Annotated in this window: 15 protein-coding genes; 8 read left to right on the top strand and 7 right to left on the bottom strand. The window is 61.0% G+C overall.

Features of this window, described 5'->3' with window-relative positions; translation table 11 throughout:
* The first annotated feature begins 30 nt into the window (after nucleotides 1–30).
* The 7 genes from PE061_RS13900 to PE061_RS13870 all read left to right on the top strand — a co-directional run bounded on the left by PE061_RS13900 (nucleotide 31) and on the right by PE061_RS13870 (nucleotide 5,592).
* Nucleotides 31–441, top strand: coding sequence for a DUF3365 domain-containing protein (locus PE061_RS13900; protein ID WP_336297031.1), 411 nt, complete (start codon nucleotides 31–33; stop codon nucleotides 439–441).
* Nucleotides 442–630: 189 nt separating this feature from the next.
* The gene (locus PE061_RS13895; protein ID WP_271255852.1) at nucleotides 631–861 is read left to right on the top strand and encodes a hexameric tyrosine-coordinated heme protein; all 231 of its coding nucleotides are present in this window, start codon (nucleotides 631–633) and stop codon (nucleotides 859–861) included.
* A 29-nt stretch (nucleotides 862–890) separates the two neighbouring features.
* The gene (locus tag PE061_RS13890) at nucleotides 891–1,100 is read left to right on the top strand and encodes a DUF2945 domain-containing protein (protein ID WP_271255851.1); all 210 of its coding nucleotides are present in this window, start codon (nucleotides 891–893) and stop codon (nucleotides 1,098–1,100) included.
* Entirely contained in the window at nucleotides 1,100–1,663 is a 564-nt protein-coding gene (locus PE061_RS13885) for a DUF488 family protein (protein WP_271255850.1), read from the top strand. The genes PE061_RS13890 and PE061_RS13885 overlap by 1 nt, the downstream gene beginning before the upstream one ends.
* A gap of 33 nt (nucleotides 1,664–1,696) precedes the next feature.
* Nucleotides 1,697–3,292, top strand: coding sequence for an FMN-binding glutamate synthase family protein (locus PE061_RS13880; protein ID WP_271255849.1), 1,596 nt, complete (start codon nucleotides 1,697–1,699; stop codon nucleotides 3,290–3,292).
* A gap of 200 nt (nucleotides 3,293–3,492) precedes the next feature.
* Nucleotides 3,493–4,614, top strand: coding sequence for a hypothetical protein (locus PE061_RS13875; protein ID WP_271255848.1), 1,122 nt, complete (start codon nucleotides 3,493–3,495; stop codon nucleotides 4,612–4,614).
* A gap of 93 nt (nucleotides 4,615–4,707) precedes the next feature.
* Entirely contained in the window at nucleotides 4,708–5,592 is an 885-nt protein-coding gene (locus PE061_RS13870) for a universal stress protein (protein ID WP_271255847.1), read from the top strand.
* 306 nt (nucleotides 5,593–5,898) lie between these two features.
* On the opposite strand, the gene PE061_RS13865 is transcribed toward PE061_RS13870, so the two are convergent.
* Nucleotides 5,899–6,318 (bottom strand): ferritin-like domain-containing protein, encoded by a 420-nt coding sequence (locus PE061_RS13865; protein WP_271255846.1) that lies wholly within the window; start codon nucleotides 6,316–6,318, stop codon nucleotides 5,899–5,901.
* A gap of 154 nt (nucleotides 6,319–6,472) precedes the next feature.
* Between PE061_RS13865 and PE061_RS13860 the strand changes: the two genes are divergently transcribed.
* On the top strand, nucleotides 6,473–7,993 hold the full coding sequence (locus PE061_RS13860; protein WP_271259203.1) for a catalase: 1,521 nt from the start codon (nucleotides 6,473–6,475) through the stop codon (nucleotides 7,991–7,993).
* Between the two features lie 131 nt (nucleotides 7,994–8,124).
* Here PE061_RS13860 and PE061_RS13855 read toward each other — a convergent pair whose 3' ends face one another.
* The 6 genes from PE061_RS13855 to PE061_RS13830 form a co-directional block, all read right to left on the bottom strand.
* Nucleotides 8,125–8,313: a YgaP family membrane protein gene (locus tag PE061_RS13855; RefSeq protein ID WP_271255845.1), complete on the bottom strand. Its 189-nt coding sequence runs from the start codon at nucleotides 8,311–8,313 to the stop codon at nucleotides 8,125–8,127.
* A gap of 82 nt (nucleotides 8,314–8,395) precedes the next feature.
* Nucleotides 8,396–8,875 (bottom strand): Dps family protein, encoded by a 480-nt coding sequence (locus PE061_RS13850; protein ID WP_271255844.1) that lies wholly within the window; start codon nucleotides 8,873–8,875, stop codon nucleotides 8,396–8,398.
* Nucleotides 8,876–8,897: 22 nt separating this feature from the next.
* Nucleotides 8,898–9,713, bottom strand: coding sequence for a TlpA disulfide reductase family protein (locus tag PE061_RS13845; RefSeq protein WP_271255843.1), 816 nt, complete (start codon nucleotides 9,711–9,713; stop codon nucleotides 8,898–8,900).
* Nucleotides 9,694–9,804 carry a cytochrome bd-I oxidase subunit CydX gene (gene cydX, locus PE061_RS13840; protein ID WP_012049918.1) on the bottom strand — a complete coding sequence of 37 codons (111 nt, stop codon included), beginning with the start codon at nucleotides 9,802–9,804 and terminating at the stop codon, nucleotides 9,694–9,696. Before cydX ends, PE061_RS13845 begins: the two co-directional genes overlap by 20 nt.
* Before the next feature lie 14 nt (nucleotides 9,805–9,818).
* Complete coding sequence (gene cydB / locus PE061_RS13835) at nucleotides 9,819–10,967, bottom strand: cytochrome d ubiquinol oxidase subunit II (RefSeq protein ID WP_271255842.1); 1,149 nt, start codon at nucleotides 10,965–10,967, stop codon at nucleotides 9,819–9,821.
* Nucleotides 10,968–10,979: 12 nt separating this feature from the next.
* Nucleotides 10,980–12,566 carry a cytochrome ubiquinol oxidase subunit I gene (locus PE061_RS13830; protein ID WP_271255841.1) on the bottom strand — a complete coding sequence of 529 codons (1,587 nt, stop codon included), beginning with the start codon at nucleotides 12,564–12,566 and terminating at the stop codon, nucleotides 10,980–10,982.
* Nucleotides 12,567–12,633: the final 67 nt, after the last annotated feature.

Below are 12,633 nucleotides of genomic sequence, written 5' to 3'. Positions count from 1 at the left end.
GGCCGAAGGGCCGCAAGGGGCAATCGGCGTCTGTTTGAGCATGCCCCGGCGCTCGCGGCGCAACTCTCGGAGGAAAGCGGTGCGAGCGTCAGGCGCACGGCGCTGCGCACCCGCAATCCGGCCGCAAAGGCTGACGCAACCGAGCAGCAAGTCATGGGGGGCTGGTCGAGCGCGCCGCTGGGCGAGGACGGCAAACCTCGGCGCTGGACGGTGCATGAAGGCGATCAATATCGCTATATGCGCGCCATCCTCACCATGCCGATGTGCCTTGCCTGTCATGGCGCGAACATCGCGCCCGAAGTGACGGCGGCGGTCCGTCCAAATTATCCCGAGGATCAAGCGACGGGCTTCGCACCCGGCCAGCTTCGCGGGGCCCTTTCGATCCGCTGGGATGAGGCGGCCCTGGCACGGTCGATCCGGAACGGAGAAACGGTCCACTGAGATCAGGTGTTCTTGCCCGTCTATTGGCCTTCCGGTGGCAACTGCGACCGAGCCGACCGATCTTGTCATTCGCGGCTTCTGGCGGAACCCGCCTGATGATGCTGGAGCGGCTTCCCCTGCGAAGGTTGCAAGGCGTTTCCGGGGCGATAGATTGGGAAATACTGGAATCACGAACAAAAGGAAGATGAAGTGGCTGAAACCTGGCTTCCATCCCTCAAGACGACAACACCGCAAGAGGGATTTGAACTCGCCACGAAACTGGCCCGCGTCGGCGTGAAGCTGACCCAACCATCGGCGGATGTGCGCGACAAGCTCCGTGCCGCCTATGAACAGGATGCAGCGCAATTGATCGCTTCATCGCAGGTCATTGCCATCCATTTCCAGACGGTGGCCGCCGCCAATGATTACTGGCGCGGCTGATCTGCTCGTCACGAAACAGGACAAGCATCTTGGCAAAATATGCGGTCGGCGATCATGTGCGCTGGAATTCCGAAGCCGGCCATGTGACCGGCAGGATCATACGAGTTCATCATGCGGATTTCGATTATAAAGGGCATCGGCACCGGGCTTCGAAGGGCGACCCACAGTATGAGATCAAGAGCGATAAGACGGCTCACATCGCGGCCCACAAGGAAGCCGCATTGACCCGGATCGGATGATGACGGCCCAATTCGTCACGATTGGCCACTCCAACCGAAGTCTCGACGAATTCCTTGATATGCTGCGCGCCGCCCAGGTCGGCGAGGTGATCGACGTCAGACGGTTCCCGCGATCGCGGACCAATCCCGCTTACAATATCGATCAGTTGCCCGAAGCCCTTATGCGCATGCAGATCGGCTATCGTCACTGGACCGCTTTGGGCGGTCGGCGGCCAAGGCAGTCAGGCGTCGACAAGCAGATCAATGCGCTCTGGCGGGTGCAAAGCTTTCACAACTATGCCGACTATGCCTTGAGCGATGAATTCGCCACAGCACTCGACCGACTGGAGCGCCTTGGCCGGAATCGCCGCCTGGCCTTGATGTGCTCGGAAGCGGTCTGGTGGCGGTGCCACCGTCGCATAATCGCCGACCATCTCCTGCTGGACGGCTATGCCGTCGATCATTTGATGGGACCGGGTCATAGCGAGCACGCCACACCCACGCCGGGCGCGGAGAAAACCACACAAGGGAAAGTCGTCTATCCCGCATCGAGCCCGGCGCCTCATGCATATGATGAGGTTTGATATCTGGCAGACGGATTGACGGGGGAGGTATAATTGTCGCGCTATTTCGTGCTGGTTCTGGTCGTTCTGCTTTCGCTGGTTAGCGCGATCCTCGCCTATGCCGTCCATCCGGCATTGGGATGGCCACTGGTCCTCTTGTTGCCTCTTGTTCTGCTGGGGGTGCATGATCTCATCCAGCGACAGCATGCAATTTGGCGGAATTATCCGATCATCGGACATATGCGCTTTCTGCTCGAAACCTTTCGCGCCGAGATCAGGCAATATTTCATTGAAGGGGAAAAGGACCAACTCCCTTTCAGTCTGGAACAGCGCTCCCTTGTCTATCGGCGCGCCAAGCAGGTGAACGATGCCCAGCCCTTCGGGACCATTCATAACGTGGGCATGCCCGGCTATATGTGGATGCCGCATGCGGTGCAGCCAGCGACAGTCACCGATCCGGATTTCCGGATCACGATCGGCGGTCCGGATTGCCGGCAGCCCTATCGGGCGTCGGTCCTGAATATTTCGGGGACGAGCTTCGGATCCTTCGGCGCACGGGCCATCATGGCTTTCAATCGTGGAGCGAAGCTGGGAGGGTTTGCCCATAATACCGGCGAAGGGTCGATCAGCCCCTATCACCGCGTCCATGGGGGCGATCTGATCTGGCAAGTCGCTTCTGGCTATTTCGGGTGCCGCACGGCTGAGGGGGCTTTCGACCCGGAGCGCTTTCGCCTGCAAGCTGCCGATCCTCAGGTGCGCATGATCGAGATCAAGCTCAGTCAGGGGGCCAAGCCGGGCCATGGCGGGGTGTTGCCCCAAGCCAAACTCACACACGAAATTGCCGAAACGCGTGGTGTGCCATTGGGGCAGGACTGCATATCGCCCGCGTGGCATTCAGCCTTCGCGTCGCCACTGGAGTTGATGGCCTTTGTGTCGCGCCTACGCGAATTGTCGGGGGGTAAGCCGGTCGGCCTCAAGCTTGCCATCGGCTATCGTCATGAATTCATGGCCATGGTCAAGGAGATGCTCGAAACCGGCGTGACGCCTGATTTTATCGTAATCGACGGCAGCGAGGGAGGGACCGGGGCAGCGCCGGTGGAACTGACCAATCATGTCGGGATGCCCGTGGCCGATGGCCTGAGCTTCGTTCATGCGATCCTCACCGGCGCGGACCTGCGCGATCGGGTGAAACTGGGAGCAAGCGGCAAGGCCATCAGCGCCTTCGATTTGTGCCGGTTCCATGCGCTGGGCGCCGATTATGTCATGGCCGCGCGTGCTTTCATGTTCTCGATCGGGTGCATCCAGGCGCGGCTTTGCCACACCAATCGGTGCCCCACCGGCATCACCACGCAGGACCCGTTGCGGCAGAAGGCGATCGATGTCGTCGAGAAGTCCGAGCGGGTCGCGGCCTTTCACCATAGCACAATGCACGCTCTGGCGGAGTTACTCGGGGCAGCAGGACTTAAGCACCCTGGTGACGTGCGCCCACACCATATCCACGTTCGCGGTGATGACGGACAGATCGTGCGCGGTGAAGCGCGCGCGCTCCAACTTGCGCAAGGCGGACTGCTGGGGGGCGTCGTACCTGCAGTCTATCGGGAAGACTGGCAGCGCGCTCGGGCAGCTTCATTCGATCTTGTCTCGGCGTAAATCCAAAAGACGCGGCGGGAAAATCGCTTGCTGCCCGGCGTGAGCATCATGCCATCTTTGGAAGTTCCACGATACCGACGCCGAACATTTCAAACCGTACATAGCCCACGTCCCAATGGCTTGAGATAAATGAAATAGTCGGGCACGATCGAAACGGATGCAGACTGCTAATAAATTCGTTCGTAAAAGGATTTTGATGAATGCTGTATATCGACCTTCCCACACGTGCAGAATTTTCCTTGCTGGCAGGGCTACGGACCGATGCTTGTATTTCCATCTATCTCAAGACGACACCCGTGACACCGGATACTGATGCTTCGCGCATCGAATTGGGCAACCTGCTTCGTGAGGCAGGGCGCCAATTGGAGGAAAATGGACATAGCAAGAAGCAGTTGGCGTTACTTCTGGACCCGCTGCACGATCTCATCGACGATGACGATTTCTGGCGCTATCAGGCCAACAGCCTTGCGATATTTGCAACCGCGGACACGCTGCGGACCTATCGGCTCGCCAACAATCTGACTTCGATGGTGCAGGTTTCGGATCGCCCCCATCTCAAACCACTGTTCCGGGCCATCACCTTTCCGCACTCCGCCCTTATCCTCGCTTTTTCCGAAAACGCCGTGCGCCTTGTCGAGATTCACCCCGATCTTCCGCCCACGATTGTCAAGGTGCCCGATCTTCCCAAGAGCGCCGCGTCCGCGCTCGGCAAATCAACGTTGAACGATCGCTCGTTCAGTCGCCGTATCCATGGCTCGGAAGGGCAGAACGTCCGCTTCCAACAATATGCGCGCTACGTTGATGCAGCGTTGCGAGGCGTTCTTGCCGGCCGGGAAATACCGCTCATTCTGGCTGCCACCGGACGGCTCGCGTCGGTTTTCCGGCAGGTCAACTCCTACCCCCACCTTCTTTCGGAGACGATCGCAGACAGTCCCGATAGACTTACCGAGACCGAACTGGCCGATCTCGCGCGGCCAATCCTCGATCGGGCCTATGCAGGGCAAATCGCGCAGGCGCGCGTGCTGTTTGAGAAGCGATCAAACGAAGGCCGCAGCACCACGGATATCGCGGATGCAGCGCGTGCGGCGACATTCGGCGGCATCGACACCATCCTGTTCGATTTCGATGCTGTCGTCCCAGGCTTCGTCGATGACGAGAACGGCACCGTGGAATTTGTCGAGGTAGACGATGCCCGGGCCTATGGGATCGTCGACGAGATTGTTACCCGCGCCTTTGCAACGGGAGCCCATGTGCTCGCGGTGCGGAAGGAAGATCTGCAATCGGGTGCAACGCTTGCTGCCATCCTGCGCCAACCGATTTGACGCCAGCGTTCGACGCCGAACGAGATATCGACCGACAATCTGGGATGGAAAGAAAGCCACCCAACATTTTCATCGCCTTGGAAAATATTCTGTATGTCCATAAAGACGATCGTTGCCGGGGTAGCATTGGAGACCGACACGGACCCCGTCCTTGAGCGGGCTCTGCAATTGGCTCAAATGCATGAGGCACGCCTGGTGCTCGTGCATGTGCTGGAAAACCTCATCCTGGTGGAAGATGATATCGGAACGTGGTCGACGCTTGGCACATTGCGTCAAACGCTCGAAGATAATGCCCGCGCGCATATCGGCCGTCTGCTTGCGGATAGGGATTATCAAAATGTCGATGTCATCGTCGACCATGGACGAGCGCATGAAAGCATCGAAGCGACTGCACGCGCTGAACAGGCCGATCTACTGGTCATCGGTCCCGGTAATCCCAATACGCTGCGCGAAAGACTGTTTGGTTCGACCGCCGACAGATTGACCCGCAACGGTCGTGTCCCGGTACTCGTCGTCAGAACGCAATCCGATGAGCCATACCGGCGCGTTACGATTGCGATGGATTTTTCACCATCCTCACAACTGGCGCTGAAAAAGGCCGTTGCATTGACACCGGTCTCCATGTTCGAGATCGTCCATGTCGTTGAACTGCCCCTTCCCTTTGAGCAAGCGATGCTGAAAGCAGGCACGCCGGCGAACGAAATCGACGCATATCGCAGAAGCAAAGCGAAAGCCGCAGGGAGCAAATTGAACGACTTGCTCGCCGATATGGGACTTGAACGGCTTACTGGCGGGGTCCGCCTTGTTGATGGCACGCCGGCTGACATAGTGGCGGAACTGTCTCGTGAGGAAACGGGAGATTTGCTGGCATTGGGGTCTCACGGCCGCAATGTTGCCTCGCGGGCCTTGCTCGGGAGCGTGACCAGGCGCGCATTGCACAGCGCTAGCCGCGATATTCTCGTTGTTGCCACCGCTTGACGAGGGCTCTCGTGCTATCGTTGTCCGCCCATATTTGCGGTGAACCTTTAGTGTCATACATGGGGAGGAACCCCTCCGACCTCAATTGGATACTGGCTTCAGCCACAGACTCGCTCAATAGCAGATGTCCTCGGGGAAGTGAGGCACCGCGTAATTGATTAGCCACCCTCCCGGATGTTATGAAGTCGCAGTGGCGCTTCAATGCAGGAGGGTGACCCGTCTCGTCGATCAGCCATGCCGTGTCATGCCCTTGGGCTTCGCAACTGGGCTCAAAGGTGCTGATCAACGAGCCTTGGTGTTACCTATTCACCGGTGAGTGCTACCTCGTTCGCGTTCGAGACATCGCCTGAAGGCGGGTAGGTGACGCTCGCGCGAGGCCGCTTGCAGATTTTCCATGACCTGTCGTGCCGCAGGATCGTCGATCATCGGTATTAGCCGATCGTAGAGCGCGATGTTCTCAATCTCGCCCTCGACTGCGCTTTCGCACGCCTCTTCCAACGTCGCTGGAACTGATACCTTTCCGGCCCAGGGATTGGGCGGCACGGTCAGCCCCAGGCGCCGTAGCTGGCGTTCGAGCGCCGCGGCATGGCGCTGTTCGGCTTCGATGATATTGGAGAAGGGTCGGACCGGGCCGAACTTGTCGATCACGGCCGCATAGGTCGCCTCCGCCTTCCACTCGTCGTCGAGCGCATCGAGCAGGATCTTCGCCAGCTCTATCGAAGCCATCGCGTTGTCCTTTCGCGGTTGGTGACTCGGCCGGCAGTCTAACATGATTACAAACTTATTATATCTTTGTATTGAGGCTTTGCCGATTCAGCGTATGGTTGGCTGTTCGCAGGGAGTCGGCGGGCGGCGGCCCTGCTGGAAAGGGAGAGCAGCCATGACAGATACCAAGAATACCTCCGGATTGACGATGAGTAGCGGCGCGCCGGCGCCAAGCGACCGCAATTCGCTGACCATCGGGGCCGATGGCCCGATCCTCCTGCACGACGTCCATTTCCTCGAGCAGATGGCGCACTTCAACCGCGAGAAGGTTCCCGAGCGTCAGCCCCACGCCAAGGGGTCAGGCGCATTCGGGGTGTTCGAGACGACCGAAGACGTTTCCGCCTATACGCGCGCGGCCCTCTTCCAGAAGGGCGCTTCGACCGAAATGCTCGCGCGCTTCTCGACCGTCGCTGGCGAGGCGGGAAGCCCAGACACCTGGCGCGACGTGCGCGGCTTCAGCCTCAAATTCTATACCAGCGAGGGCAACTACGATCTCGTCGGTAACAACACGCCGGTCTTCTTCATCCGCGACACGATGAAATTTCCGCACTTCATCCGCAGCCAGAAGCGGCTTCCCGATTGCGGGCTGCGCGACAATCACATGCAATGGGACTTCTGGACGCTGAACCCGGAATCGGCCCACCAGGTCACCTATCTCATGGGCGACCGCGGCCTGCCGCGCACCTGGCGCAACATGAATGGATACGGCTCGCATACCTATATGTGGATCAACGCCCAGGGCGAGAAATTCTGGGTCAAATATCACTTCATCAGCAACCAGGGCCCGGCCGAGTTCACCAATGCCGAGGCGGCAACGATGGCAGGCGCCGATGCCGACTATCATCGCCGCGATCTGTTCGAGGCAATCGCGCGCGGCGATCATCCGAGCTGGACGCTGTTCGTGCAGGCCATGCCCTATGCCGAAGCGAAGACCTACCGGATCAACCCGTTCGATCTCACGAAAACCTGGTCGCACAAGGATTATCCGCTCATCAAGGTCGGCACGATGACCCTGAACCGAAATCCGGAAAACTTCTTCGCTCAGATCGAGCAGGCGGCCTTTTCGCCGGGGAACACGGTGCCGGGCATCGGCCTCTCGCCCGACAAGATGCTGCTGGGCCGCGCGTTCGCCTACAATGACGCGCAACGCAACCGCATCGGGACGAACTTCCACCAACTCCCCGTCAATCAGCCCAAGGTGCCGGTGAACACCTATATGTTCGATGGACAGATGGCTTATCAGCATAGCGGCAATGCGCCGGTCTATGCGCCCAATAGCGGCGGACGTAGCTGGGCCGATGAAACCGGCCCCGTCGCCGATGGCTGGGAAACCGATGGCGACATGGTTCGGCAAGCCTACACGCTACGGCCCGATGATGACGATTTCACGCAGTCCGGCATCCTGGTGCGCGAAGTCTTCAATGACGCGCAGCGCGATCGGCTCGTGGAGACGGTCGCTGGCAGCTTGCTGGGCGGCGTCCGCTCGCCCGTGCTCGAACGCGCCATCGACTATTGGAAAAGCGTCGACCCCGATGTGGGCCGCCGCATCGAGGAATGCGTGCGTGCTGGTGCGGCTCCCGCGCCCGCGCAGGGAATGGGCGAAGGCTCCGAGCAACACGCCGCCCCGGTTTCCTGAAGCTGCCACCGACCCTGGCCGTTCGCATTGCGGCGGCCAGGGTTTTCAATTCGGCGCACGACAAAAAGATACCGGCGGCGACGGCTACGACCCGCGCTGAGCGGATCGTCAACGCATGGCGGCTGTTTTCGTCAGCGCCGCGGACAAGTGTTGATGCCGAGCAACGAATATATCGGGCACATGCCCACCAGCCCGGTCAGCAAGGGAACAACGCCGATCCAGCCCCACGCAGTGCGCGGCCCGACGAATACCAATGCGATCAGGATTAGACCGACGACCATCCTTAGCAGTCGATCGATGGTGCCTTCATTCCGAGTCATACCGCTTTTCTCCTTCCCGTTGCGGGAGAGCGGGCCGTGGCCGCTATGATTTGCGCGGCGAGGCCCTCACTCCCGTTCTGCTTCATTCCTCGAGCAGGGCCCGCAGCATCCAGGCGGTTTGCTCATGCACGCCGATCCGCTGGGTGAGCAGGTCCGCGGTCGGCTCGTCGCTCGCCTTCTCGACAACCGGGAAGAGAGCGCGTGCGGTGCGGGCCGCCGCTTCATGGCCCTTTGCGAGGATGTCCACCATCTCAAGCGCCTTGGGCGGAACTTCCGGCGCGTCCGGCAATGAACTGAGCCTGGCGAGCTGCGCATAGGAACCGGGCGCGGGCTGTCCGAGCGAGCGGATACGTTCGGCAATCGGGTCGATCGCGTTCCACAGCTCGGTATATTGCGTCATGAACATGGCGTGCAAGCTGTTGAACATTGGCCCGGTCACGTTCCAGTGGAAATTGTGCGAGGTCAGATAGAGGGTGTAGGTGTCTGCCAGCAGGCGGCTCAGACCTTCGCAGATCGCGATCCGATCCTCCTCGCCGACCCCGATATTCACTTGTCTGGTCATGGTATTCTCCTTGATTGAAATTCTATTCCAGGTTCCGTAATCCCGCGAGCAGGGCTGCACGCGAGATCTCGCCGACATGCAGCTCCCGGATGACGCCCTTGCTATCGACGAACAGCGTCGCGGGGAGACCTGCAGACCCGATCGCCGCCGCGTTCTGGTTTGGGTCTAGATGGACGTCTGCCGACCCAAGCCGTTTGCCCTCCAGCCATGCGCGCACCCTGGCCGCGTCCTCGCCCTGGTTGACGAGCAGGATCGGCACGGTCGAGCGCGCCGCTTCTGTAACCATCATCGGCATTTCACGCTGGCACGGCGGGCACCAGGTCGCCCAGAGATTGATGGCGAACGGCTTGCCCATGCGATCGTCGAGGGAGCTTGTTCCGCCGTTCAGCGATTGGAGAACGATCCCCTGCGGCAGCGGTCGCTGCGCAGCGGCAAGGAACAACGCGGTGGCGGCGAGGGCACCCCCGGCGCAACCCATGAACGCAAGTCCCAGAGGCGGTAGCGCCCGCGATCGCCGCAACGATACGGCCAGCGCGACCGCGGCGGACACGAGGCCGATCAGCGGCGAGAAACCTCCCTGCCAGACGTAGAGGACGGTCAGGGGTTCGACCGCGAAGGCGGGCCAGTTCTGTGCCACGAAGCTCAGGCGCGCCGCGACGAGGCCGACGAGCAGAGCGCGCCATGCGGCTTTGTCTACGTCCTTCCCGTGACGGCGGCCGATCCAGCTCGCCGCGGCCATGAATGCGATGATGCCGAGAACCGCGAACAGCCGCTCCAACGCCAGCGCGAGGGGGCCGATGCTAATCATCAGATCGGCTTCAGGCAGCCGCGTCGTCATCGGGGTCGGAGTGGAACTCGTGCCACATGCCGTTGAGGATGCCGAAGCCCACGGCGAGGCCGACCCCCAGAACCCAACTGAAATACCACATCGCAGTCGTTCCTTTCAGTAATAGTCGGGGTTGGTATCGACGTCCCGCAGCGTGATGCGGCCGAACAGAACCTTGTAGACCCAGGCCGTGTAGATGAGCACGATCGGCAGGAAGATAAGCGTCACCGCCAGCATGATGAACAGCGTCACATGGCTGGACGAGGCGTTCCACACGGTCAGGCTGGAGGCCGGGTCGATCGAGCTGGGCAGGATGAACGGGAACATCGAGAGGCCCACGGTGGCGATGATGCCCACCGCCCCGATCGACGAGCCGCCGAACGCCAGCACTTCGCGGCCCTTGCGGATGCCGATCCATGCCAGCAGCGGACCCGCGAAGCCGAGGATCGGCGCGATCAGCATCCAGGGATATCGCCCATAATTGTCGAGCCAGGCCCCCGGCGCTGCGACCGTTCCCGACAGCAGCGGATTGGAGGGGCCGAGCGGATCGGCGCCGTGGGTCAGGCGGAAGCCAAAGCCCATGGTGGCGATCATCACGCCGCCGAGCGCGAACAGCAGGATCGAGGCACCCGCCGCGACCTGGCCGAACATGCGCGCGCGATCGTGGACCACGCCGCGTTCGATCTTGATCGCGAGCCAGCTCGCGCCGTGCAGGACGATCATCGCGACCGAGAGCAGACCGGCAACCAGCGAGAAGGGATGGAACAGGCCGAGCAGGCTGCCCTCATAGAAGGAGCGCAGATCGCTATCGAGACGGAAGGGGATGCCGGTGAGGACGTTGCCGACGGCGACGCCGAACACCAGCGCGGGCACGAAGCCGCCAACGAACAGCGCCCAATCCCAGCGTGAGCGCCATGCCGCATCGGGCTTCTTGGAGCGATACTTGAACCCCACGGGCCGCAGGATGAGCGCGGCAAGGACGAGGAACATCGCGAGGTAGAAACCCGAGAAGCTGACCGCATAGACGAACGGCCAGGCCGCGAAGATCGCGCCGCCGCCGAGGATGAACCAGACCTGGTTCCCCTCCCACGTCGCCCCGATCGAGTTGATGACCATCCGGCGTTCGGCATCGGTCTTTGCGACGAAAGGCAGGAGGGCGGCCGTGCCGAGATCGAAGCCGTCCGTCAGGGTGAAGCCGATCAGGAGGACGCCCATCAGGAGCCACCAGATCAGCCGGAGCATTTCATAGTCGATGGGAGGTGCCATGACCTTATCTCCTTATTCGGCGGGAATGGGCGCGTAGCCGTTGGGGCTCGCCGGCGTCGGCGCGGTCGCGCGATGCTCGTCAGGCCCCTTGCGGATCGCCGCCAGCATCAGGCGCACTTCGATGACCGCAAGCGCGCCGTAGAGTAATGTGAAACCGATGATCGTCGTCCAGAGTTGCCCGACGGTCAGGCTCGATGCGGCAAGGAAGGTCGGCAGGACCCCTTCGATCGCCCAGGGCTGGCGGCCGACTTCGGCGAGAATCCAGCCAAATTCGATCGCGATCCACGGCAAGGGAATGATCCAGACCGCAGCGCGCAGGAAGGTGCGGCAAAAGCGGTTGTCGCAGCCGAAGCGCCGCACCGATGCCATCCAGAACGCCGCGCCGAAAAAGGCGATGAAGAAGAAGCCAAGGCCCGCCATCACCCGGAAGACCCAGAACATGACGGGCACGTTGGGCACGGTCGACCATGCGGCCTTCTCGATCTGCTCGGGCGTCGCCTGTCGCGGGTCGGCGACAAAACGCTTCAGCAGCAGGGCATAGCCGAGATCGGCCTTGCTTCGTTCGAATTGCTCGCGCGCGGCCATGTCGTTCTGGTTGAGCTTCAGCCGCTCCACCGCGTCATAGGCCTGAATGCCATGTTCGATACGGTCCTGCGCCTTGGCGACAAGTTCGAAGATGCCGGAGACTTCGCCCGTCAGGCTGCGGGTCGAGATCAGGCCGAGCACATAGGGAATCTTGACTTCGAAATAGGTTTCGCGGTCTTTGACGCTCGGAAAGCCAATGACGGCGATGCCTGCAGGGGCCGGCTCGGTGTGCCACATGGCTTCGAGTGAGGCGAGCTTCATCTTCTGGTTATCGGTCAGTGCATAGCCGCTCTCGTCGCCCAGCACGACGACCGACAGCGAGGAAGCAAGGCCGAAAGCAGCCGCCACGGTGAAGCTGCGCTTCGCCACGGCCGTCCACTTGCCCTTGAGCAGATACCAGGCCGAGACGCCGAGTACGAAGACCGAGGCGCAGACATAGCCCGCGCTCACCGTATGGACGAACTTCGCTTGCGCGATGGGGTTGAATAGCACCGCCATGAAGTCGGAGACTTCCATCCGCATCGTCGCGGGATTGAAGCGCGATCCGACCGGATTCTGCATCCAGCCATTGGCGACCAGAATCCACAGCGCCGAGAGGTTGGAGCCGAGCGCGACCATGAAAGTGGTCAGCAAATGCCCGACCCTGGACAATTTGTCCCACCCGAAGAACATGAGGCCAACAAAGGTTGCTTCAAGGAAGAATGCCATCAGCCCTTCGATGGCGAGCGGCGCGCCGAAGATGTCGCCGACATAATGGGAGTAGTAGGACCAATTGGTGCCGAACTGGAATTCCATGGTAATGCCGGTGGCGACGCCGAGCACGAAATTGATGCCGAACAGCTTGCCCCAGAAGCGCGTGACGGTCCGCCAGATCTCGCGGCCCGTCATCACATAGATGCTCTCCATGATGACCAGCATGAAGGAGAGGCCGAGGGTCAACGGAACGAAGAGGAAGTGGTAGAGTGCCGTCAGCGCGAATTGCAGCCGGGAGAGTTCGATCACGGCCATGTCCATGGCAAGACTCCTTGCATTCCGGCCCGGCTTTGCGTGGTCGCCATGAGTCGGTTGAAAAGATTATGGT

Origin of the sequence: Sphingosinicella microcystinivorans (genome assembly GCF_027941835.1) — a bacterium.
Taxonomy (GTDB): Bacteria; Pseudomonadota; Alphaproteobacteria; order Sphingomonadales; family Sphingomonadaceae; genus Sphingosinicella.
This window is presented reverse-complemented; position numbering and strand designations above follow the sequence as displayed.